General features: G+C 38.0%; 24 protein-coding genes and 1 pseudogene. 10 read left to right on the forward strand and 15 right to left on the reverse strand.

The window, feature by feature from the left end; all coding sequences use genetic code 11:
• Positions 1-19: 19 nt before the first annotated feature.
• From ileS to Q8P68_02455, 6 genes are all read right to left on the reverse strand, one after another.
• Positions 20-3,208, reverse strand: a complete 3,189-nt coding sequence (ileS, locus tag Q8P68_02430; protein ID MDP4008027.1) for an isoleucine--tRNA ligase — start codon at positions 3,206-3,208, stop codon at positions 20-22.
• Between the two features lie 5 nt (positions 3,209-3,213).
• Positions 3,214-3,852 (reverse strand): dCTP deaminase, encoded by a 639-nt coding sequence (gene dcd / locus Q8P68_02435; protein ID MDP4008028.1) that lies wholly within the window; start codon positions 3,850-3,852, stop codon positions 3,214-3,216.
• A gap of 80 nt (positions 3,853-3,932) precedes the next feature.
• Entirely contained in the window at positions 3,933-5,438 is a 1,506-nt protein-coding gene (gene purB, locus Q8P68_02440; protein MDP4008029.1) for an adenylosuccinate lyase, read from the reverse strand.
• 96 nt (positions 5,439-5,534) lie between these two features.
• The gene (locus Q8P68_02445) at positions 5,535-5,993 is read right to left on the reverse strand and encodes a 5-(carboxyamino)imidazole ribonucleotide mutase (GenBank protein ID MDP4008030.1); all 459 of its coding nucleotides are present in this window, start codon (positions 5,991-5,993) and stop codon (positions 5,535-5,537) included.
• Positions 5,994-6,077: 84 nt separating this feature from the next.
• Positions 6,078-7,043 carry a phosphoribosylaminoimidazolesuccinocarboxamide synthase gene (locus Q8P68_02450; protein ID MDP4008031.1) on the reverse strand — a complete coding sequence of 322 codons (966 nt, stop codon included), beginning with the start codon at positions 7,041-7,043 and terminating at the stop codon, positions 6,078-6,080.
• A gap of 34 nt (positions 7,044-7,077) precedes the next feature.
• The gene (locus Q8P68_02455; protein ID MDP4008032.1) at positions 7,078-7,416 is read right to left on the reverse strand and encodes a hypothetical protein; all 339 of its coding nucleotides are present in this window, start codon (positions 7,414-7,416) and stop codon (positions 7,078-7,080) included.
• A 135-nt stretch (positions 7,417-7,551) separates the two neighbouring features.
• Here Q8P68_02455 and Q8P68_02460 point away from each other — a divergent pair, with 135 nt between their 5' ends.
• Positions 7,552-8,817: an adenylosuccinate synthase gene (locus Q8P68_02460; GenBank protein ID MDP4008033.1), complete on the forward strand. Its 1,266-nt coding sequence runs from the start codon at positions 7,552-7,554 to the stop codon at positions 8,815-8,817.
• Positions 8,818-8,835: 18 nt separating this feature from the next.
• Here the strand turns inward: Q8P68_02460 and Q8P68_02465 are convergent, their stop codons facing one another.
• Complete coding sequence (locus Q8P68_02465; protein ID MDP4008034.1) at positions 8,836-9,768, reverse strand: hypothetical protein; 933 nt, start codon at positions 9,766-9,768, stop codon at positions 8,836-8,838.
• A 175-nt stretch (positions 9,769-9,943) separates the two neighbouring features.
• On the opposite strand from Q8P68_02465, the pseudogene Q8P68_02470 reads away from it, so the two are divergent.
• A pseudogene (locus tag Q8P68_02470) lies at positions 9,944-10,163 on the forward strand (transposase).
• Between the two features lie 95 nt (positions 10,164-10,258).
• On the opposite strand, the gene Q8P68_02475 reads toward Q8P68_02470, so the two are convergent.
• The 3 genes from Q8P68_02475 to der are packed head-to-tail and all read right to left on the reverse strand — an operon-like array spanning position 10,259 to position 12,800.
• Positions 10,259-10,759, reverse strand: coding sequence for a hypothetical protein (locus Q8P68_02475; protein MDP4008035.1), 501 nt, complete (start codon positions 10,757-10,759; stop codon positions 10,259-10,261).
• Between the two features lie 29 nt (positions 10,760-10,788).
• On the reverse strand, positions 10,789-11,400 hold the full coding sequence (locus tag Q8P68_02480; protein MDP4008036.1) for a hypothetical protein: 612 nt from the start codon (positions 11,398-11,400) through the stop codon (positions 10,789-10,791).
• 17 nt (positions 11,401-11,417) lie between these two features.
• The gene (gene der, locus Q8P68_02485; protein MDP4008037.1) at positions 11,418-12,800 is read right to left on the reverse strand and encodes a ribosome biogenesis GTPase Der; all 1,383 of its coding nucleotides are present in this window, start codon (positions 12,798-12,800) and stop codon (positions 11,418-11,420) included.
• A 69-nt stretch (positions 12,801-12,869) separates the two neighbouring features.
• On the opposite strand from der, the gene Q8P68_02490 reads away from it, so the two are divergent.
• The 3 genes from Q8P68_02490 to Q8P68_02500 are packed head-to-tail and all read left to right on the forward strand — an operon-like array spanning position 12,870 to position 15,405.
• The gene (locus Q8P68_02490) at positions 12,870-13,616 is read left to right on the forward strand and encodes a YggS family pyridoxal phosphate-dependent enzyme (GenBank protein ID MDP4008038.1); all 747 of its coding nucleotides are present in this window, start codon (positions 12,870-12,872) and stop codon (positions 13,614-13,616) included.
• Positions 13,606-14,172, forward strand: a complete 567-nt coding sequence (locus Q8P68_02495) for a pilin (GenBank protein MDP4008039.1) — start codon at positions 13,606-13,608, stop codon at positions 14,170-14,172. Before Q8P68_02490 ends, Q8P68_02495 begins: the two co-directional genes overlap by 11 nt.
• 27 nt (positions 14,173-14,199) lie before the next feature.
• Positions 14,200-15,405, forward strand: coding sequence for an AI-2E family transporter (locus tag Q8P68_02500; GenBank protein MDP4008040.1), 1,206 nt, complete (start codon positions 14,200-14,202; stop codon positions 15,403-15,405).
• 20 nt (positions 15,406-15,425) lie between these two features.
• On the opposite strand, the gene Q8P68_02505 is transcribed toward Q8P68_02500, so the two are convergent.
• The 5 genes from Q8P68_02505 to Q8P68_02525 all read right to left on the reverse strand — a co-directional run bounded on the left by Q8P68_02505 (position 15,426) and on the right by Q8P68_02525 (position 18,997).
• Complete coding sequence (locus Q8P68_02505) at positions 15,426-16,451, reverse strand: glycosyltransferase (GenBank protein ID MDP4008041.1); 1,026 nt, start codon at positions 16,449-16,451, stop codon at positions 15,426-15,428.
• A 3-nt stretch (positions 16,452-16,454) separates the two neighbouring features.
• Positions 16,455-17,582 (reverse strand): glycosyltransferase, encoded by a 1,128-nt coding sequence (locus Q8P68_02510; protein MDP4008042.1) that lies wholly within the window; start codon positions 17,580-17,582, stop codon positions 16,455-16,457.
• A 67-nt stretch (positions 17,583-17,649) separates the two neighbouring features.
• Positions 17,650-18,012 carry an STAS domain-containing protein gene (locus Q8P68_02515; GenBank protein ID MDP4008043.1) on the reverse strand — a complete coding sequence of 121 codons (363 nt, stop codon included), beginning with the start codon at positions 18,010-18,012 and terminating at the stop codon, positions 17,650-17,652.
• A 1-nt stretch (position 18,013) separates the two neighbouring features.
• Positions 18,014-18,637, reverse strand: a complete 624-nt coding sequence (locus Q8P68_02520; GenBank protein MDP4008044.1) for an ATP-binding protein — start codon at positions 18,635-18,637, stop codon at positions 18,014-18,016.
• Between the two features lie 90 nt (positions 18,638-18,727).
• Positions 18,728-18,997 carry a chorismate mutase gene (locus Q8P68_02525; protein MDP4008045.1) on the reverse strand — a complete coding sequence of 90 codons (270 nt, stop codon included), beginning with the start codon at positions 18,995-18,997 and terminating at the stop codon, positions 18,728-18,730.
• Positions 18,998-19,245: 248 nt separating this feature from the next.
• On the opposite strand from Q8P68_02525, the gene rpsB reads away from it, so the two are divergent.
• From rpsB to ribD, 5 genes are read left to right on the forward strand one after another with little or no spacing between them, the layout of a single operon-like run.
• Positions 19,246-19,980 (forward strand): 30S ribosomal protein S2, encoded by a 735-nt coding sequence (rpsB, locus tag Q8P68_02530; GenBank protein MDP4008046.1) that lies wholly within the window; start codon positions 19,246-19,248, stop codon positions 19,978-19,980.
• 24 nt (positions 19,981-20,004) lie between these two features.
• On the forward strand, positions 20,005-20,574 hold the full coding sequence (locus Q8P68_02535; GenBank protein ID MDP4008047.1) for a hypothetical protein: 570 nt from the start codon (positions 20,005-20,007) through the stop codon (positions 20,572-20,574).
• A gap of 31 nt (positions 20,575-20,605) precedes the next feature.
• Positions 20,606-21,367: a translation elongation factor Ts gene (tsf, locus tag Q8P68_02540; GenBank protein MDP4008048.1), complete on the forward strand. Its 762-nt coding sequence runs from the start codon at positions 20,606-20,608 to the stop codon at positions 21,365-21,367.
• A gap of 34 nt (positions 21,368-21,401) precedes the next feature.
• A complete protein-coding gene (locus tag Q8P68_02545; protein ID MDP4008049.1) occupies positions 21,402-22,604 on the forward strand; it encodes a bifunctional 3,4-dihydroxy-2-butanone-4-phosphate synthase/GTP cyclohydrolase II in 1,203 nt (400 codons plus the stop codon).
• Positions 22,605-22,632: 28 nt separating this feature from the next.
• Entirely contained in the window at positions 22,633-23,643 is a 1,011-nt protein-coding gene (gene ribD / locus Q8P68_02550; GenBank protein MDP4008050.1) for a bifunctional diaminohydroxyphosphoribosylaminopyrimidine deaminase/5-amino-6-(5-phosphoribosylamino)uracil reductase RibD, read from the forward strand.
• Positions 23,644-23,846 lie beyond the last annotated feature (203 nt).

A 23,846-nucleotide genomic window follows, 5' to 3' on the forward strand; every position in this document is an offset into this window, starting at 1 on the left:
TTTTTAATTAGTAGTAATTTTATAATTTCTTCTTTATTCCAATTAATAGCATGTGTCCTTCGATTTCTTGCTCTTTCCATAGATCGAAGGCTGCTTTGTTTGATATTTCGTCTACAGTTGAGATAATCATAGATTCAGTAAGTGTTTCCTCCCGGATATAATCTCCATAAGCATCGAGAGCGGTTGAAAGATCTCCATCTGTAAAGATGTATACATCTATGCGGTCGGAAACTTTGTAATCTACTTCTTTTCGCATGTCTTGGATAAATCTTACCGTATCACGAGCAGCTCCTTCCATTAGAAGTTCTTCCGTTATCTCTGTATTTAGCCCAACTACTATTCCTTTTTCTGATGCAACATCGAGTCCGGCTTTACCTTCATAGTGAATTTCATATTCGTTTTCTTCGAGTATAAAATCCAAAACTTTTATTTGTCCATCTGCGAGTTTTTCAAAATTCCCAGCTTTCGCTTCTCTGATTATATTCTGTACTTCCCCACCATACTTTGGTCCGAGTAATTTTCCATCCGGTTTTATGACTATTTCTGCTATATCAGTTGGATCCCTGAGTATTGCGAATGATTTCACATTTAGTTCTTCAAGAATTGTTTCTTGTTCCAGTTTTGAAGTATCAAAATCTCCAGCAACTGCAACTTGCACTTCCGATAGTGGTTGTCTGACTTTTATTTTTTTCTGAGAACGTATAGCATGCCCCAGAGCTACTATTTGTTGTGTTAGTGAAACTTCTTGGTTTAACTCAAGATCGATTTTTTTCTCATCAAATTCCGGCCAATCAGAAAGATGCACCGACTCTGTTCCGGTTAAATTTACATAAATTTCTTCCGCTATAAACGGTGTAAATGGTGCGATTATCTGGCTGATTCGAACTAAGCAGTAATATAAAGTTGCATATGCTTGCTCTTTATCTGTGTCAGATTCTGATTTCCAGAAACGTCTGCGAGAACGTCTTATATACCAATTTGTCATAGATTCTATGAAATTAACTATCGGAGTTGAAGCTTTTTGAAGATTGTAGTTGTCCATTTCTTCAGTTAGTTCTTGCAAAAGTGCTTCTAGTTCTGAAATTATCCAGCTGTCGAGTTTGTTATCGGTCTTCGGCGTGTGCTTACCTTCAAGCATCTCTTTGGTTGGTTCCCAACCATCTATATTTGCATAAGTTACGAAAAATGAATATGAATTCCAAAGCGGAAGTAATATTTTCCTTACAACGTCTTCGACTCCTTTTTCAGAGAATCTCAGAGGTTCTGCTCGAACTACCGGTGAATTCATAAGGTAAAACCTGAGTGCATCAGCTCCGTAGCTTTCAAATACTTCATTTGGGTCCGGGTAATTTTGCAATCTTTTACTCATTTTTTTACCATCTTCTGCGAGTACGAGCCCATTTACTATTACGTTTTTGAATGGAGATCTTCCGAAGAGTCCGCAACCAAGCACCATTAATGTATAAAACCATCCTCGTGTTTGATCCAGCCCTTCCGCTATAAATTCTGCAGGGAAATTTTCTTCAAATTCCTTTTTATTTTCAAATGGATAATGCTGCTCGGCATATGGCATAGATCCTGATTCAAACCAGCAATCTAGTACTTCCGGGATTCTTCTATACGTTTCTTTGTCGGTTTCCGCCTCAAACGTTATGTCATCGACAAAATGTTTATGAAGGTCAGTGATTTTTTTCCCTGAGAGCTTTTCCAGTTCTTCTATAGAACCTATACACATAGCTTCTCCGGATTTTTCTCCTATCCATACAGGTAGAGGGGTTCCCCAATATCTACTTCGTGAGATACACCAGTCGCGTGCATTTTCAAGCCAGTCATTGAATCGACCTTGTCCGACATGATCCGGGACCCAGTTAACTTTTGAATTTTCCTTCACCATGTTTGCTTTGATCTTATCTATCGAAACAAACCATGCATCAGTCGCGTAATTGAGAAGTGGAGTGTCACATCTCCAACAATGTGGGTAGCTGTGCTTATAGTTAAATCCTTTGAACAATTTGCCGTTTTTGCTTAGCCACTCTCCTATTTTTCTATCTGTTTTTGTGCAATCGTCTTTTGGCTTTGCCTCCATTCCTACAAAATCAGTGACCTGCGGAATAAATGTACCATCCATATTCACATGTAAAATAACATCAGATCCGTCTTTTTCACCATGTTTTTTAGCAAATTCCATATCGTCTTCACCATATCCACCTGCAATATGTACAACTCCGGTTCCATCTGTGTCAGCTACGAAATCACCAATAAGTATTCTGAATTTTTCATTTCCACTACCCTTCAAATTCGCAAAATATGGAAAAAGTGGTTCGTATGTTAGTCCTATCAAGTCTTTTGCCGAAATATCAGCGATATATTCACGTGGATCTTCTCCAAATACAGTTTCTTCAAGTGCTTTTGCAAGAATTAGAAATTCTCCAGCTTCATTTTTATACACTCCATATTCGATTTTTTCACCAAGTGCTAAGTACATGTTTCCAGGAAGAGTCCATGGTGTTGTAGTCCATGCGAGCACGAAGTATTCACCTTCCATCCGGCCTTTTGGAGTTGTGTCGAGCTTGAATTTTGCAGTTACTGAATAATCAGTTATATCTTGGTATCCGAGAGTAACTTCAAAATTTGAAAGAGGCGTAACACATCTTGGACATACATGCATAGATTTCCGTCCTTTGTAAATTAGTTTCTTGTTCCACAATTCTTTAAATACCCACCAAATACTTTCCATGAAATTTGGATCCATGGTTTTGTAGTCGTTCTTAAAATCCACCCAGCGCCCCATGCGTTCGACCGTTGATTCCCATTCATTTGCGTACTTGAGTACACTTGCCCTACATGCTTCGTTGAATTTCCCGATTCCGAATTTTTCTTCGATATCTTTTTTAGTCTTTAGGTCCAGTTCTTTTTCGATCAAGTTTTCTATCGGGAGGCCATGACAATCCCAGCCAAAAACACGTTCAACTCTGTGTCCACGCATAGTCTGGTACCTCGGTACGACATCTTTCATAGTTCCCGCTAAGATGTGTCCATAGTGAGGAAGCCCCGTTGCAAAAGGAGGTCCATCGTAAAATACGAATTCTTTATCCTTTGGGCGTTGCTCAATTGATTTTTCAAAAATTCTATGTTTTTTCCAATGAGCGACTAGCCGCCTCTCCATTTCAGGGAAATTTTGTCTTGGATTTACTTCTTTGAATGTCATAAAATTTATATTTCTATAATTATCTCTTCAGTCTTGTTTTCCTCAACGCCTGTTTTCACCCCTCTGCGAAACTCCGGATCCATCGTCACCCTACTCTCTTCCGGCATGTATTGATTCATATATTTCGAACAAGTTTTTTTGTTGTATGGAACTTCCGCCGCTGATGTCATTGTCTCAAATGCGAACTGACCAATACGCATACCCGGATACAGTGCTACCGGCATACGATTGATATTTGTGATTTCAAGAGTGATTGTTCCTTCAAATCCCGGATCTATAAATCCAGCTGTTGAGTGAATTATTATACCAAGTCTACCAAGTGAGCTTCGTCCCTCTACTCTTGCTACTATATTGTCAGGAAGTTTCACTTTTTCCATAGTGACACCAAGTACAAATTCGCCCGGTTGCACTATAAATGGCTGTCCATCAACAATTTCAATAGTTTCAGTCACTCCTTCAAATGATTCTGATTTAACCGGGTCAAGCACTGCGAGATGTGCGTGTTTGTAAATTTTGAAAAATTTTCCAAGTCTAATATCATAACTGGACGGGCCGATCACCTGTCCGTGTAGTCCGTCTTGGGAGGTAACTTCTATCGTGCCGGCTGCTATCGCGGCTCTTATGTCTTTGTCTGAGAGTATCATTTGTGTTTCTTTATTAAGTACGTAAGCAAATTATATAAACCTACTCCAAAAATCAACCTGTAGTGCGGAGAAGTAACCAGCTAGGTATAGACATATGACCCACCCCTCAGTGAGTGATTACCAGCATCACAACAGCAACCACCGCCACCACAGCCACTGCCATCTTCCATGCCTCCGCTTATGTACATATCTACGAGTTGTACAGCTTCGCCTATATAATTCATAGGTGACATTTTTTTAAGACGTGTGCGCTCAGATGCAGGAAGGTCTTTTAATCCATCGATGAATTTTTCAAATGATTTTTGGTCTACTTTTTTGCCGCGAGTGAATTCTTTCAGTTTTTCATATGGTTTTTCTATGCCGTACCTGCGCATGACTGTTTGGATGGGTTCGGCCAAAACTTCCCAGTGCGAATCTAGATCGCGCGCAAGCGCACCTTTGTTGATTTCGAGTTTGCCGAGACCTTTGATGGTGCTTTCAAAAGCGATTAAGCTGTAGCCGAAGGCGACTCCCATATTGCGGAGTACTGTTGAGTCGGTCAGGTCTCGTTGCATGCGCGAGATTGGGAGTTTTTCGCTTAGGTGGCCGAGGACTGCGTTTGCGAGTCCGAGGTTGCCTTCACTATTTTCAAAATCTATTGGGTTTACTTTGTGTGGCATGGTGGATGATCCAACTTCTCCTTTTACCGATTTTTGTGTGAAATAACCTAGGCTGACATAATTCCATATATCACGATCAAGGTCGATAAGTATCGTATTAATTCTTCTTATATTATCGAAAATTTCAGCCATGTAGTCATGATTTTCTATTTGAGTTGTAAATAAATTTGGTGTGAGATTTAAATGTTCGATAAACCCTTCTCCGATAGTTGCCCAATCCCAGTCGGGGTATGCGCTTAAATGTGCATTGTAGTTCCCTACAGCTCCATTGAACTTGCCAAGATAGCTTGAATTTAGAAGTTGTGATAGTTGGCGCTCAAGTCGTGCGACAAATACTATTAATTCTTTACCAACCGTAGTCGGAGTCGCCGATTGTCCATGAGTTCTTGATAGCATTGGGACTGCTTTATGTTCAGCCGCAAGAGCTTTTAAGTTCATATTCAACATAAATAAAGTCGGAACGATCACTTCTTCGATAGAATCTCTGAGCATCATTGCGTGGCATAAATTATTGATATCCTCTGACGTGCATCCAAAATGTATAAATTCTAAAACATCTTTTAGTGAGCTTTTCTTTAGCTTTTCTTTCATGAAATATTCTACGGCTTTTACATCGTGATTTGTAGTTTTTTCTATATCTTTTATGTGTGCCGCTGCGGTTTCATCAAATTCAATATATAATTTTTGTAATAAATCTATTTCTTTTTCACTTAGCTCCCTAGTCCCTTCGAGCCTTTTTGGTTCACTTCCGGCATTTTCTACGTATTGAACTGAATTACACATAAAAATAAGCCACTCTACTTCGGTAATTATTCTATATCTTTGAAGAGCCGCTTCCGAAAAAAAACTCGTTAGTGAACGTGTTTTGTCGTTATATCTCCCATCTAGCGGTGAAAGATTGAAAAGTGAATGTAGGTTTTGATCCATGAGAGGTTGTTAAATTGTTGACTTACCTTGTAATGTTACTCTTAAGAGTAAAGTTCTTTGCCTGTTAATTGAATACGTCAATTTTATTTGAGAATCTTAAGCTTCAGAGAATTTCCCTTTGATTTCATTCATCCTTTGTTCAACTTTCGCCCTAATCTCTTCATTCTTCATTCCAAAAATTCTCATAACCGCCATAGCGCAGTTTTGTGGGTCACAAACAGTGAGAACCGGTGTGTCAGATGGCATCATCAAAGTCGAATTGATGTTTACTGTGAAATCGTCTTTATCTTGATGTGGTGGGCATGCAACTACAGGGAAGCAAGAATTAGCTGCAGTCACTCCAGATAGTCCGTTTGAGCGTCCTGCGATTGTTATATAAACGATATCCTCACCGCAGTTATCGTATTTTTTAATATGTTGAAGAAGTTTTTCAGGTACTTTGTGCGCACTGCTCACAACGATTTCGTATGGAATTCCATAAGTATCGAAGTGCTGAGTGATTTTCCCTGCAAATTCTTTATCTGATTCTGATCCGAGTAATATTGGTACTAGCATTTTTGATGGGTTTAAAGTCAGGCTATAGAATAGCTTTACTGAGACTTTATTTCAAGCCTCATGAATTATTTCACGCTCCAATCATTAGGCTCCATATTTTGCAAGATTTGACTTGATTCTCTCATACACATCTCCTACTTTCGCCATAAATGTTTCGCCGGTGATCATTTCATAGGCCTCGATATAGCGGCGAGCTGTTTCTACGATTACTTCTTCAGGAATCGTCGGCATCTCACCTTCACCGATATAACCTTGGTTCGCCATGTATAGGCGGAGATATTCTTTATTGATATTGTCCTGCTCTTCCCCGTTTGCCATTCGCTCTTCGTAAGTATCAGCGAGCCAAAATCTCGAAGAATCCGGTGTATGGATTTCGTCTATAAGTACGACATTTCCTTCAGGGTCGACTCCAAATTCGTATTTTGTATCAACGAGTATAACCCCTTGCTTCGCTGCGATTTCAACACCTCTTGCGAAGAGTTTGAGCGATATATCCGAGAGATGGTCGAATTGTTCCGCCGTTAAGTCGGTACGTCTCAAAATTTCTTCTCCGCTAACTGATTCATCATGGTCTCCTTGAAGTGCCTTTGTAGATGGAGTGATTATTGGGTGTGCTAGTTTTTGATTTTTCTTCAAACCTTCCGGAAGTTCGTTTCCACAGAAGTTTCGAACTCCTTTTTCATAATTGTACCATGCTGAAGTTGTGGTTGATCCTGTGATGTATGCACGCACTACCATCTCAATAGGAAGCGGTTTACATTCTTTAGCGAGTATAGCATTTGGATCTGGGAACTCTATCACGTGGTTACCAACTATATCTTTTGTCTTTTCAAACCAAAATTTCGCTAACTGATTGAGTACCTGCCCCTTGAATGGAATATTCGCGATAATTCTGTCGAATGCTGATAAACGATCCGTTACAACAAGTAGCCTTTTACCGTCAAACGTATAATTATCTCGCACTTTTCCTTCATATTTAGTTCCGATATTGAAATCTGTTCCTTTGAGAACATATGGAATTTGGGCTTTGAGCTGTTCGTTTGTTAGCATTGATAGAGGGGTTAGTTTTGTATTCTTTTAAAAACTACATTGAAGTGAGATTCATTTCAATGATTAATTCCCTTAGTTTTTCGATTTTATTCCCATAAAATTCTTTGATCACATCCCCTCCTTTTATATGCATGGTTACAGGAAAGCCTCTTAAATCAAATCCTAATATTTGTTTTATTTCACGAAGCAAACGATTTTGAGTGAATAGAAGTTTTATTCTTAAAATCCCTCCTTCCAGGTCGAGGTCTGCTATCTCTTTTTCATAGTCTTTGCAATGATGGCAGTATTCTTTTGAAAGCCATAGTATGAAGTCGGAATCATCATTATCAACTAACTTTTCTAGTTCTTCAGTTGTGATATCCCTTTGTTTCATTGTGATTTGATATAATTTGCACCTATAATATAAACTTAAAATGCTTTTTAGCAAGTAGGTGTTGTGAAATTCAAAGTTGTAAAATAGTGAGTCTTCATTTAAATTTGGAGTGAACATTTTTTTAACATTCCTCTTATGTCAAAAGTAACTGTAGTGCTTGGAGCCCAATGGGGTGACGAAGGTAAAGGTAAATTAGTAGATATTTTGGCAAAAGATTATCCCGTTATTGGTCGTGCGACAGGTGGGGCGAATGCGGGGCATACGGTCGTTGTGGGTGACAAGAAGCACGTGTTTCATCTTTTGCCATCAGGGTTACTTAATGAAGGAACTGTTTGTATGATTGGAAATGGCGTGGTGGTGCATTTGGAGACAATGTTTGAAGAACTTAGGAAGTTAGCTGAGGGTGGTATTACTTGGGAAGGACGCTTGACATTATCGGATAGAGCGACGATACTTTTTGATTATCACAAAGTGATCGATGGAATGCAGGAGGCATCTAAGGGGTCGAAACAAGTTGGGACTACGAAGCGTGGGATTGGGCCTTGTTACAGCGAGAAAATTTCTCGTCATGCGATGAGAATGTGTGATTTTGAAGATATGAAAATGTTTGAGGAGAAATATCGTGAAAATGTGGCGAGAGCGGAAGAAATGTATGATTTCAAATATGAAGATGCGGATGATGAATTGGAGTGGCATATAAAAATGGCTCCTGAGATTTTAAAAATGCTTCGACCAGTTTCTGTAGATATAAATAAAGCTATTAAAGATGGGCAAGATGTTTTGATTGAAGGTGCAAATGGATTTATGCTCGATATCGATCATGGAACTTACCCTTATGTAACTTCTTCTAATTCATCTATCGGAGGCATTTGTACCGGTCTTGGGATTCCGCCTCGTTCACTTTCTGAAGTTATAGGAATTGTAAAAGCTTATACTACTCGTGTAGGAGCTGGGCCTTTTGCAACAGAACTTCATGATGCACTTGGTGATCAAATTCGTAACAATGGTGGGGAGTTTGGTTCAACAACCGGGCGGCCTCGTCGTTGTGGATGGCTCGATCTAGTTCAAATGGAATATTCTGCGAGAGTAAATGGATTGGGTTCTATAAATATTACGAAGCTTGATGTACTTACAGGAGTGCCTATCATTAAAGTTTGTACATCTTATAAGGTAGATGGCGTAAAAGTTGATTACTACCCTACTCGGCTTGCTGACCTTGAAAAAGTTGAACCGGTTTATCAAGAGTTCGCTGGTTGGACTGAAGATATTTCGCAGGCTCAGTCATTTCCTGATTTACCGGAAAACGCTCAAAACTACGTGAAGTTCATCGAAGATACGCTTCAAGTAAAAGTTTCTTCTATTGGGGTTGGACCAAAAAGGGATCAGATGATAATGCTGTAGGCTGATTATTCTACCAGATTAAATCTTTACGAAGTTTTCAGGTGCTTCCAGGTATTGCTTATTGAGGTTTTTATTCTTTTCAATCATCATTTCTTTAATCTTGACGTTCATTTCTTTTTCATTGGATTTTCTTGCGCTAGAGTAGAATTTTTTTGCTTTGAGGTTTGATTCACCGGTAAGACTTAGAAGTTCTTCGCATACTTGCATACTTTCCTCGTATTTGCCTTGATTGTATAGCGAGTTTATAAAATCTAGAGAATCTTCTATAAAGACGCTTTTTTCATATTTTCTATTCTCAAGTATGAGATTTTCAGTTTGGTCGATGTATTTTTTGATCCTTGCTTCTGGGAAAATCTGATAAAGCTTCGTCAAAAATTTATACAATCTTTCATATTCCTGGTGCTCTAGCAGTTCTTTTCTCGATTTTAACTGTTCTATAACATAATCATGTTTGACCTTTTGCATGAGATCATCAGGCCAAGATTCACCTTCGAAATATGGTTTTATTTGTTCAATCGCATTTATTGTTTCCATAAATTTACCATCTTTGTGCAGAGTTTTGATGTTTTTCTTAATTTCTTTTTTGTATTTACTTGAGGCTTTTTCTTTTTGTTCGCGACTCAAGGTCTTGAGTCGCGCTATCTGAAATAGCACCGGTGGATATTCCGGATAAAATTTATCCAAAGCTTCATATTCAGTTAACAGCTTATCATATTCTTTTAAATCCCAAAGTGACTGTAGGTCATTTATTCTTCTTTTGAGCTCCTTTTTACGTGCTTTTCTGATTTCTTTCGCCGCTTTCAAAATTGTTTTGTTCGCAAATTCATTTGTTGAATCGAGATTCAAAGCTTGCTGACACGCTCGGTATGCCGCTTCAAAATCTTTCGCATCAAAATAATCTCTCGCAGAACGCAGATATTCAAGCAGCTGATTTTCGTCGATGTAGGTCATTTATTTGTTAGTATTTATATAAAATACTCATATTATTATATCATAAATACGTAATATTGACAAAAGGAACAGCGCTCACAGGGGTACTGTAAACCATAGCTGTGGGTGAAAATGTCAATTTTTGTTATACTCGAAAGATTTCTCCGCAGCTTGCTGCGATGGTATAGTGGTTCGCGTGAGCGAACATATCTACAAAAGCCATAACAAGAGCCCGCTGCTGTATCACTTGGTGTGTAAGTATCGGCGCAAGGTTTTTACGGATGAAGTTGAGGACACTTTGGGGAGGGGGATTTTGGACAAGTGGATATTATATAAACACGGTTGGGCAGTATGCGAACGAACAAGTGATACAGCGATACGTTAAAGATCAGGGGGCAATATACAAGCGTGTTCATTTATGCCCGCTTTGTAGCGGTTATTTTATTGCGCCGCCTAAGGCGAACGGCGTTCCCAACCAAAGCGATATTTCGCTTTTTTCACGAATCCATACTTATTTCATCCATTTGAAACTTTTAAAGATTTCCTCTGAGATAGTGTGTGGTTGATTTTCACCTTCTAGCCCTGACATGCCATCGGGCATTATTAAAAAATAGGGTTCACATAGTATCGCTGAACAGCCGTAATAGGTGTGGGTTTTATTTTGAGAAATAAGCATTATAGTTGCGCCTCCATTGATTTCAAAAGAGAAGGGTACACCATCTCTTTCCAGCCCCCCACTTATTTCACAAGGAATAGAGTAGTAACTTCTTGTTTTTTCCATCTCAGATATTTGGCGAGCATTGTTGAAAATTTCTTTCACGTCCTCTTTTGAGAGTTGCCAGTTCATGCAAGCTTCAAGCAAAGCGGAATTATTTATTTCCTCAGTGACTTGAACACGATCCACGCTTAATATGTTGATGCCACGAGCTTCTGTTGACAAGCAAGAGGCAAGTAAGAAGATCGCTATACATATACCAACTAAGTATATTATTGCTTTTATACTTTTCTTCATGATAACTACGCTTTGAAACATAATTTTTATTAAAAAGTAAAAATCACATCATCTACATCCGGGAATCTAAGTAAATTGACGTACAACAGCGGATCGTAATTATATATATCGCCACACAATATTTTTATATTTACAACCCTGTTTGTGAATTCATATTCTTTTCTGTATTTGAAAGCTAATATCTCATTTTCTTTCACCGTAGGATACTCCCATTTCACAATATCGCTGAAAGTCATTTCGTCGGTCGGATATTCAGAGTATATGCTAACGCTTATATCAGCTTCTGGAATTGCTTCAAAATTAAACTGGAAAGGCTCAAGCTCATCGTACTCTAAAAATTGTTCTTTATTTGGGACATAAGTTCTGTCTTCATATAGAAAAACCGGAGTGCCTGACTGAAGCGAAAAAACAAACACTCTATAGTCTGTCTTATCGTTACCTTGAAGAAAAAGCTTATTTTTATGAACAACATAATGCGTATTTCCTAATGAAAGAGAATTATCACTTTTGAAATTCGCAATATCTATTGCCATTTGCACCATCAATAAATCCTCTGTTTTATTATCAGAGTTATCAATTCCCTGAATTCTTACATAAGAAAAAAGAAATATTATGCAAAGTAGTACTAAAGAGTATTTCACTATTAAATTAAACTAAATTAAGCCTCTTGCACCCTACTCCTAAAATCCATCCTGATCACGGTACCGGTAAATCCATATTCAACGCGTAATTGATTTTCCATATAACGTTTATATGAGAAATGAAAAGAGTCTTCTTGATTCACAAAAAGTACGAAATGCGGTGGCTCAACATCAACTTGAGTCGCATAAAGTAATTTTGGCTTTATATTTTTCGTCCCATGTGGCCCACGTTTTGCAACAACTTTCTTGAAAAAAGCATTTAATTCAGCTGTTGGTATACGTTTTATGCGCTCAGCATGTATCTGATCCGCTAAAGCATAAATTTTATCGACATTTTTACCGGTTAAAGCGGAAGTAAAAAGCACAGGCGCAAAACTCAAGAATGCACACTTTTTTTGCAAATAATTTACAAATGACATCTTTGCTTCTTCACCTTTTGGCATAAGATCAGTTTTGTTTACAACTAATACAATCCCCTTACCGGCCTTCATCGCCTCCTCAACAACGTGCATATCCTGATTTGTAACTCCATCCTTATAATCTATAAGTAGAAATATAATATCCGACCTCTCGACAGCAGACAAACTACGCAGGACAGAGAGCCCTTCTATACCTTGTCCAACCTTACCTTTACGTCGAATACCTGCAGTATCAACAAGTCTGTATTGTACACCGTTTCGGACAACAAGAGTGTCCACTTCATCACGCGTAGTCCCGGGAATTTCTGAAACAATAGACCTTTTCTCACCTACTAAAGAATTAAAAAACGATGATTTTCCTACATTTGGCCTACCAATTAGACATAAACTCAATTCATTTGATTTTTTAGGGGAAGTGTCATTTGTAAACCCCTCTGCACGCAATAATTTTGCGATTTGATTGGTTAAAACATCAAATCCACGCTTATGAACGGCCGACAATTGAATAGGCTCACCAAAACCAAGTTCACATAAATTGAAAGTTGTGTAATCAAGTTGTTTATTATCACATTTATTCGCTACCAAAATAGTAGGCTTCTTTGCTTCTCTCAAAATCTTCACAACAGAAAAGTCGGTTACCGTAAGCTCATCAGCAGCACTCATAACAAATAATATAACATCTGCTTCAGCTATAGCTATATAAGCCTGCATTTTTACATCATCCTCAAGATCACCTTCATAATAAAGACCTGCCGTATCTATCAACTGGGCAGCCATACCATCAATACGAAACTTTTCAGTAACACGATCACGCGTAGTACCGGGTGTCTCCGACTCAATAGCTTTTCTTCTTTTAATTAACCTATTGAAAATAGTTGATTTACCTACGTTCGGCCTACCAACTATTGCAATTCGAGCAGATCTGGTTGGAGCATCTTTATTGGTAGATTTTTCGTTCACTTGTGAAATAACTGTTTCCAAAAGGGGTGAAATATAGTAAAAGCGTAGAGGGATTCTACTGAAATTAATTCAAAAATACAAGTTATTAAAATGAATCAAGACCCAACCAAAACAATCAAAAACATACTGCCTGAAATAAAAAATGCCACACTTGTCGTCGTGACAAAAAATCAACCATTCAAAACAGTAGAGAAACTTATTTTTAGTGGAGCCACGAAAGATATAGGGGAATCACGCTGGCAAGAATTTCAGAACAGATTTTTAATAAAAACACCTCCTTCTACAAAAACTCTATATGAAACATGTATCGAAAATAACATACGCTTACATTTTATAGGCCACCTTCAAACAAATAAGGCACGAGATATAGTAAAACATTTCGACCTCATACAAAGCGTAGATAGCATTAAATTATTAGAAAAAATCAACAAAGAGGCGAGCCTCACAGGGAAAATTCAAAAAGTATTACTCGAAGTAAACATATCCAAAGATCCAAAAAAACATGGGTTCAAAGCGGAAGAAGTTCAAATGGCACTATCCCTACCCCTTCAGAACATTCAAATTAATGGCCTTATGACAATACTCGCGGAAAATCTAACCGAAAAACAACAGCTCACCCAATTTGAACAACTAAAAGCTTTGACCACGATATATGAACTCAAAACGGTGTCCATGGGAATGTCAGGAGACTACAAACTTGCAATACAAGCGGGTGCGAACATGATAAGGCTCGGCAGTATTATCTTCAATAACTTTGACTTTAAGACTGTGTTATTGTTAAATAAGGAGGACTATAAAGTAAGTCAAAGCAAACAAAAACACACAAATGCGAACTAACAGAGCCTCAACATTAAGAAGTATCATCGGAAGATCTATATTAACGCTTATTTTAAGTGTGCTTTTAGCGATCCGGATAGCTCCTGCTTTATCGAGTACTGCATTCGCAGTACCAACTAGAACGGCAATACCTATAGCAAATCAAAAATGTTCTACTTTCTCTGAATACACAGATATTGTAAATGCATACAAAACCCAAGGAGTTGAAGCGGAGGCGAGAGAAACAGCAAAAAAAGATGCAAAAACACACTTCACAAATGAACTAAGTAGAGATGACCAATACGATGTAATCGCCTGTACATTAAAGTCAGGGCAATTCCATCTTTTTATGGTTCCATATATGATAAGATATTTTGTAGAAGTAATAATTCAACTGGCAGGACTTGTTTGCGTACTTTTCATAGTAATTGGAGCGTATCAATATCTAATAGGATCTCTAACTGAAGATAAGCAAAAGGGTAAAGACACGATCAAAAACGCCCTAATAGGACTCGTTATCACCCTACTCTCATGGATCATAGTAAACGTCGTACAAGTGGCGCTTACCGGTGCATAAATAAATTAAAATATAATTACAACTATCATGGCAATGCAAACACATTTCGAGAAATTCATGAGTCACACAAAGAAACTAAAAAAACGTGTGGAGAAATTAACCAATAAGGCAAGGGATGAAAAACCAAAGAAAGCTGTTGCTTTACCAAAGAGTAAGAAAATAGAGAAAGTGGTTGTGGAATTGTCTATGGCTAGCGTTGCTAAAGCAACGCTCCTAATCATTTTGCTATATGTATTATCTCAATTTCTAGCATCAATTCAACAAATTCTAATACTTTTCTTCGTCGCTTTATTCCTATCAGCGGCACTTGACCCAACTGTAGACAAGTTACAAAGTAAAAAAATCCCACGTGCTATCGGAGTATTGCTCATATATTTCACCATCTTCATATTTTTATTCTTCTTTATATCTCAACTAATACCGCTAATTGGAAGACAAGTTGGGGATCTTGCAAACAAAGTGACAGAATTTATAACAAACATTACTTCAAATGGAAGGACAGACCTACCGTTCGAAAATCAATGGAGACCATTTGTCGATGATTTCTTTAAAACAGTTGATAAAGACACTCTTATAGGTAATTTACAAAAAGGTCTTGAATACGTCGCCTTACAATTAAAAGGTATAGCCGGTAATACATGGACAGCTCTAACTGTGGTATTTAACGGACTATTAAATGCACTTATCGTACTCGTACTTGCCTTCTTCATGGTTCTGGAAGAGGACGACAGTGAACGCTTCCTAAGATCACTTTTTCCATCAAAATACAGCGATTATATAGTTACAAAAACAGGCGAAGTAAAAGACAAAGTTGGAGACTGGTTACGTGGACAAATAGTACTCTCAATAACTATGGGAGTGATTACCGGACTTGGGTTTTTCATTATGGGTGTAGAGTACGCGGCAACTCTTGGTATGATAGCCGCCATAGCCGAATTCTTACCAATGATAGGGCCTGCAATTACATTCTTAGCTGCCGCATTGATTGCTTCAAACCAATCACTATGGCTAGTATTGATAGTCGCTGCATGGTGCCTATTTATGCAAGTGCTGGAAGGTAACGTACTTATTCCACTAATCATGAAAAAAGCTATTGGACTGAGCCCTGTTATCATAATATTGGCAATGCTTATAGGTTTCCAATTCCTGGGACTACTCGGAATTATAATCGCATTACCGGTTGCAACCGTGATCAGTATATTTATCGAAGATTACACAAGAAAAAACAAATAGCCGCATTTACGATCAACTGACTATAACTGCACCCAAGTAAGGTCATCATAACCTTGTGTTATTTCATGAAACACCGGGATATCACTCAGTATCAGTGGTAATTTGAAGTTCATCGCATCCCTAATCGGTATTCCGTACCCTTCATAATGAGAGAGGCACGCAAATCCGGAAGCGAGATTATAAAAAGCCAATTTCTCTTCCTCGGAAATAAAACCTGTGAAAATTATCGAAGGATGAGTCCTATATTTAATAGTGTCAAAAATTCGTTCATTTTTTTTGCCTGAGATTACCAAATATTCATATTTCGGGAAATCGCCATTCAAAAATTTCTTAATCAAAGTTTCTATATTTTTACGAGGCTCAAGAGTTGAGATTGTAAACAAAAAAGGCTGATTTGGAATTTTATATTTCTCTAAAATTTCCGTCAAAAATTCTTCAGACAAATGCACACGACTATCATTGAGCAACGTAATCGGATATTGAACAGTGATCTTGTCTCTCAGAGAAGAATCAAGTCCTTTGATTTCAGATTCGGTAAATTGTGAAACAGCATATATTTTATATGCTTCCTTCAACTCTTTTCTAAGTCTTAAAAACAAAAACCATAATTTAGACTTAAGTGAAAAGAAATGTGGGAACTTTATAGGGCTCAGATCATGTACAACTATAGTTTTTTTTACTTTATTTGAGACTGGAGCCGGCCGCGGATCAAGCACGATGAACTCTACATCATCATCAAAGCCACGAAGTACATTCCTCAAGCCGCGCAACCTATCTATCCGCGGCCGGCGAAACAAACTACAGCAAACATTTAAAATTTTATTCGGAACCTTCGTATGAACCAAGCATACATTCGGCAAATGAATATAATCATCAATAAAATTTGGTAAAACGATGTCTTTAGCAGAATTAATCCAAAGTATGATCGGACTTTGTTCATTTTCTTTTTTTTCTATGAACAAATCGTATAAAAATCCTTCAATATAGACCGGAACCCCTGATCTCCCCGCCCCTTGAAGCGCCCGAATGTCAATTATTTTAACCATATTTTATAAAAGCTTTTCCAAAAATGCGATAATCTCACTCTGAAATCTCTCTTTAGAAAACTTTTCTGCCTGTTTCCTTATATTTACAGAATCCAATTTGCCCTCTTTATCAAGTTTTTCAAATCTCTTAACGGCCTTACTCAAACAACTTACAGATTGCTCTTCAAAAAGAACTCCCGTTTTTCCATCGATTATTGTCTCGATCGCCCCACCCTCTCCAAACGCAATCACCGGCTTGCCGCAAGACATAGCCTCTATAGCCGTAATACCAAAATCCTCTTTTTGCGGAAACAAAAATGCCTTCGCATTAGCATAATAATTTTGGAGATCCTGATCCGGCACAAAACCAAGCAATTTCACATTGTCCAAAGCTTTTTCTTTTAAATTAGCAAATTCCTTACCATCTCCAATTATATAGAGAGGTAAACCAAGGCTATTGAAGGTGTCTACGAGCAAGTCGAAACGTTTATACGGAATAAGCCTGCCTACCGCAAGGTAGTACTGTCCCGGCTGCTCTGATCGTTCAAATTTATCTATATCCACAGGAGGATAAATAACTTCAGCCTCTTTTTCATAATATTTCTTAATACGCCTCGCAACATACTTAGAATTAGCAATAAAATAATCAACTCGCTCAGCCGCAAGCCTATCCCATTTACGTAGGCCTGATAATTTACGATCAATCAACCATTTAAAAGGCCATCTATACCAACCATAAGAATTCACATATTCATGACACCCATCCCAAACATAACGCATTGGAGAATGACAATAACATACATGGATAGTATCTATAGAGGTAATCACACCTTTGGCGCAAGCATGGCTTGAAGAAATAACAAGGTCATATTCATCCAAATCCATTGCCTCAAAAATATATGGCATAAGAGTTATATAAAGTTGATGCTTTTCTTTTGCAAAAGGAAGATGCGAGAGAAATGACTGCTTCACGTTTCGCCCTTTAAATTCACGCATATTCCGCTCATTATATACACTTGTATATATAGGCGCTTCAGGAAATATCTCGGAAATCGCAGATATAACCCGCTCAGCACCCGCATAATTAGTAAGCCAATCGCATACTATAGCGACTTTTTTACCTTCAAATTTTTTTGGTAATTTTGATTTCATATACAAAAAAGGAGTCAGAACACACTTTAACAAAGAGGTCATGACTCAGCAAATGAAATATCAATAATTACACCTGTAATTTAGCTTCATCCACACTTCCAACACACGGGATAAGCTGTGTAAGGCCCACTACTTGAAGAATATCCACGATATTATCACGAGCGGCAGCAATAACTACTTTACCATTTATGGCATTTAATTTCCCGTACCAATCAGTAAGGTACCCAATTGATTTTGAATTCATGTATTCAAGTTCACTAAAATCAAATACAAAACTAACACCATTAGGATTTGCATCTATAAGTTCATATATTTTCTTAGAATTCTCATCCACATTCGATTCATCCAACTGCCCTTTTATTTTGATAAGTTTAGCAGGTTTGTCTGTTTGAGATACTAGGTCGCTTATTTGTAAATCTACGAATGTCATTTTATTGTAATTTTATTGTATTTTGATATGAATTATTATTATCTTCAGATGAATCCAACTTCTTGATAACACACACTTTTAATCCACCTCCATCTATATTATCAAATTTTAACTCGTCAGTCCATTGAGAAACTATCTGAGCAAGGCCTCGACCACGAATACCGGAATAAGTATTTGAGGCAAGTTGCGCTTGCCTATCCTTCACAAGTACATACATTTCCTCAGCATTAACTTGTGATGGCCCGGTACCGGTATCTTCCACACAAACAAATACACTCTCCCCCGCTCTACTTATAAAAGTCACTTTCACTTCTTTGCCGGGAGCTGATCCATGTTCAATCGCATTATTACAAAGCTCATCTACTATAGATTGAAATCTATACGCCCATTTCCCAGAAAATCCGGTCATATTTTGAACAATCGTCATAGTAAAATCACGAACTCCGGACATAAAATAAGCTGTAGTTGGCAAAATAATAGAAATTCTAGTCTCTGCAGGACCGGTTGCTGCCGCCGCATGAGCTTCCAAATACGTCGCAACCGGCTGCTTTACCGCAACATCAGTAGCAAGACGACCGTCCATCGCTCTCTGCGCATCTTCATATATATTAGAGGAATCACTCACAGATAAAGTGTTATTTCAAATAATTCATAAAATTATAGCAGAAAAAATAGGTTTAAACAATACCCTAAATCAAAAATATCACACAAATATCTATATCTCATCCTGGATCCTTCGAGCGTCCCAGAAAATTTCTTCAAAAAGATTTTGTACAAGCTCTTGATTTACACCAAGCTGCTCTGCAGTTTGAGTGTATTTCTCAAGCTTTTGGTTCTCCAATTCTTGGTTTCCAACGGGCACATCCATACTTTTTTTGACCTTACCGATCTGAGCTACTAACTCATTACGTTTTTTTAAGGTTTGAAGTATGCTCTGATCAATAGCATCAATCTGAGAACGTAAATCTTGTAAATCTCCAGCCATATAAATTTATTAAAAATAATTTCACTACCAATCCTAGCGTAGTTAAGCCAAAATTCAACTTGATATCCAGAGAAAAAATGCTAGAATGCCGGCGCTTATATTTAAGCAAATTATATCAAAGTTATGTTTCCGATCCTGTATTCCTCCCCTACGCAACTCGCACTATGTGCTTAAGTTGCGAGATAAGGATTAACCTTATTCTGGGCTATACCAGGAAATGAAGACACATAGCATTAACCCTAAGGAATATGACAGTTCAAGCGATGCTCAAAGAAATGCTCGAGAACGCAGTACATTTCGGGCACAAGACCTCTAAATGGAATCCACAGATGAAGAAATTCATCCACAGTTCAAGAGATGGTATCCATATCATTGATTTAACTCTGACTGCAAAAAAGCTAGAAGAAGCTATGCAGTTTTTGGCAAAAGCATCAAGCGAAGGAGCTAGTATACTTTTCGTAGGTACAAAGCCACAAAGTTACGAAATCATTAAAGAAACTGCAAAAACATGTGGTGCGCATTATATAATCAAAAAATGGGTACCTGGTACTTTGACAAATTTTTCAACTATCAAAACACGTATCAAACGTCTAAAAGAATTGAAAAAAGAAAATGAAGAGAATGCTTTCAGCAAATACACTAAAAAGGAAAAAGGGGACATGATGAAAGAAATAGAAACTCTCGAAGATGCATTCGGAGGGGTTGAGGATTTAAAAGATCAACCAAAAGTGTTAATAGTTGCCGATGCGAAAAGGGATGTTATAGCCCTAACTGAAGCAAAAAAGCTTGGAATACCAACTGTGGCTATAGTAGACACAAATGCAGATCCAAAATTGGTTAAATATCCGGTGCCTGGAAATGACGATGCGATAAAATCACTAAAATATTTATTTTCAAAATTTGAGGAAGCTATTATGAAAGGAAAAAAGGGTAGCGCAAAGAAGGGTGAAGATGATAAAAAGACTGAGGAAGTCGCAGCGTAAATATATCATCTAACACCTTAAACAATGGAAGAAAACGTAGCCATGCAGGTAACTGCTCCAAAATTACCAAGTGATGAGATCTTGTTCGGTACTCTTAGTTACTTCACTATTGCGGTACTTGCAACTATTGTTACAAAGCCAAATAGTGAATTCTGTAAATTCCATGCGAAGCAAGGAGTTGTCCTGGTAGGACTAGACCTTCTATTGCTAGTATTAATCTCTATATCACTTGCTATAGTACAATATCTTGCATTCATTTTATTTTTCGTAGGTATGATAACCATGTTTGGATTACACATACTCGGAATTGTTAATGCCGTACAAGGGAAGATGTATCAACTACCTGTTGTATACGGACTTGCTCAAAAAATAGATGTTGCAAGTTTTCTCTCAAAAAACACTAAACCTGCAGACTCTATAACTCCCCCAACTGAACAAGCGGCAGAGGTAATGCCAACTGAGCCGGTAGCGGAGCCAATGCCAGCTTCAACTCAACCACACGTAACACCTGAGCCAAATAGAAATGTCGGGCATGGTCAAGACATGGTTGATAAAGCTGTAGAAGGTTTAAATGAAGAAAATCATTCACTTTAAATCAAATAATTAAATCTTAACTATTCGACTGATGACTGTAACATTAGACCAAATCAAAGAACTCAGAGGGGCAACCGGAATCTCTACAATGCAATGTAAAAAAGCACTCGAATCAAGCGGAGGAGACGTCGATGCTGCAATAGATGCATTACGCAAGAAAGGTGAATTAAAAAGTGCGGAACGTGCTGACCGTAAAACTTCTGAAGGTGTAATCGCCATAGCGGAAGCCGGTAACAAAGCTGCGATGATAATGCTTGCTTGTGAAACAGATTTCGTTGCAAGAAACGATGATTTCATTGCAATAGCGGAAGAGTTTGCAAATAAAGTACTTTCAGAAGGCGAAAGCGTTGATTTAAGTGCTGAAATGGGAGAACTTAACATAAAGATGGGAGAGAGAGTTGAGATCGCAGACATGAAAATAGTTGAAGCACCTGTGCTTGGAAGCTACATACATTCAAATAAGAAAATCGGAGTAATTATCGGACTTTCCGGAGGAACGGAAGAACAAGCAAAAAATGTTGCAATGCATGCGGCTGCTAACAATCCAAAAGTTATATCTCCGGATGAAATATCTGAAGACGTCATTGCAAAAGAAAAAGAAATCTGGACAGAGCAACTAAAAAACGAAGGTAAACCTGAAAATATTATGGCTAATATCTTGATCGGAAAAGAAAAGAAATTCCGTGAAGAAGGAGCTATTTTAACACAGCCGTTTGTTATGAACCCGGAGCAAACTGTGAAGCAATACCTTGAAGATGCAACTGTCGAAATTATGTTGCGATTTGCTCTATAGTCAAAATGCATTAGTGCATTTACCCCTCTAAAAAATGCTAAATACAATAGAAGAAGCCTTGGACGATCTCAAAAACGGCAATATGGTAATTGTCGTTGACGATGAAGACCGTGAAAATGAAGGTGATCTTGTGATAGCTGCTGAATGTATCACACCTGAGGCCGTAAATTTTATGGCAACACATGCAAGAGGCTTGATTTGTGCACCAATAAGTCAAGAAATCGCAAACAGATTGGATCTACACTCTATGGTATCCGACAATACAGATAAAAAAGGAACCAATTTTACTATCTCAATCGATTACAAAATCGATACAAACACTGGTATTTCAGCAAAAGACAGGGCCAAGACAATCCTTGCACTAACTTCAGAATCAAGTACAGCCTCAAACTTTGGACGACCAGGGCATATTTTTCCAATTGTAGCAAAAAAAGGTGGAGTATTAGTACGAGCCGGACATACGGAAGCGTCGGTTGACCTTGCAAGGCTTGCCGGCTTTCAAGAGGCCGGCGCAATCTGTGAAATCATAAAAGAAGATGGGGAAATGGCCAGACTCGCAGATCTAAAAGAATTTGCAAAAAAACATCAGTTAAAAATAATAAGCATTCAAGATCTTATTGCTTATAGACATCAAAAAGAAAAATTAATTAATCGAGAAGTTGAAATACCATTTCCAACCCATACTTACGGCGAATTCAGACTAATAGGATATTCTAACCTTATAGATGATCGAGAACATATCGCTCTCATAAAAGGCAATGTCGAAAACGCCAAAGACGTACTCGTTAGAGTTCATTCTGAATGTCTAACAGGAGATGTATTTCATTCGCTCAGATGTGATTGCAATGCCCAGCTCAACGCAGCTTTAAAACACATAACTGATGAAGGCCAAGGAATACTTCTTTATATGAGACAAGAAGGACGTGGAATTGGGCTCCTCAACAAGCTAAAGGCTTACAAACTTCAAGATGAAGGCTACGATACTGTCGAAGCAAATCAAATGCTTGGTTTCAAAGGAGATCTACGGGAATACGGCCTCGGAGCACAAATTCTCAATGACCTCGGCCTCACCACAATCAAACTAATGACAAATAATCCAAAAAAGATAGTTGGGATAGAGGGCTATAATCTAAAAGTTACTGAACGCATACCACTTGAAATAAAGCCAAACGAGAAAAACGCCAAATATCTAAAGAGCAAAAAAGACAAAATGGGTCATTTACTAGACTTGGTTTAACAGACACATTAATTGACGAACGCTAAATATGCAAAATCATATTTCATATTTACAAAGATGCCTAATACTAGCCAAGAAAGGTGAAGGACGGGCCACCCCAAACCCTATGGTCGGAGCTGTTTTGGTATACAAAAACACAGTCATAGCAGAGGGTTATCACAGAACTTTTGGTAAATCCCATGCAGAAGTGAAAGCAATCAAAAATGCCATAAGAAACGGCCACGCCTCCCTACTCGCCTCTTCAACTTTGTATGTTAACTTAGAGCCATGTAGTCATTTTGGTAAAACTCCACCATGTATTGATGCAATTATAGAAAATAAAATCCCACATGTAATAATCGCCATGCAAGACCCAAATCCACTAGTGGCAGGCAAAGGAATTGAAAAGCTCAAAGCGGCCAATATAAAAGTAGAATTTATTGAATTACCGGAAGCAAAAGAACTCAACAAAATTTTCATAAAAAACATAACTACAGGTCTCCCATATATTCATCTCAAATACGCATTAACAAAAGACAAGAAGCTAACATCAAAACCAGGCACTCGCACAAAGATCACTACAAAAGAACAAGATATGGAAGTGCACAGGCTTAGAGCTCAATATGACGCAATCTTAGTTGGCAAAAATACAATCATAATAGACAATCCCAAACTCACATGTCGTCTAAAAGAACTCACGAACGGCAAAGAGGATGGTAAAAACCCAATCAGAATAATCCTAGGTACGCATGCAACTCTACTCACAGACCAACGATTCAAAGATTTTCACATTTTCAAAGAAGCGGGTACCACAATCATAGCAACAACAAATACTGAACTCTCAAAGACTGACCTACCGGAAAATACACAAATTCTCATATGCGACTCCTCACCTTCAGGCATAGATCTAAAAGATTTACTCAAAAAGCTCTATTCAAACAACATTTTTTCCATACTTATAGAAGGCGGTGAAGAAGTCATAAATAGCTTCAATAAAGCAAATCTCACAGATGAACAAACTGTCTATACGCAAAAAGTCCAGCAGGCGACGGGGCTTTAAACAAATTGGGCAATGCTATGCGCGAAGTTTGCCAGCTGAACGCCGTGTTTCAAAGGCTGTGCGCGCGCACACGTCTTGAACACCGTGCTTCAGATGTCATTCTTAAGAACAAGCCATGAAGTACGTATTTGATAGACTATTTTATGAGAGAAATGTGTCTGGGAGTGTTTTTTTTAGCAAGGCATAAAAACCAAATTGTACGG

This window comes from Candidatus Peregrinibacteria bacterium (genome assembly GCA_030700255.1).
GTDB lineage: Bacteria > Patescibacteriota > Gracilibacteria > UBA1369 > JABINC01 > JABINC01.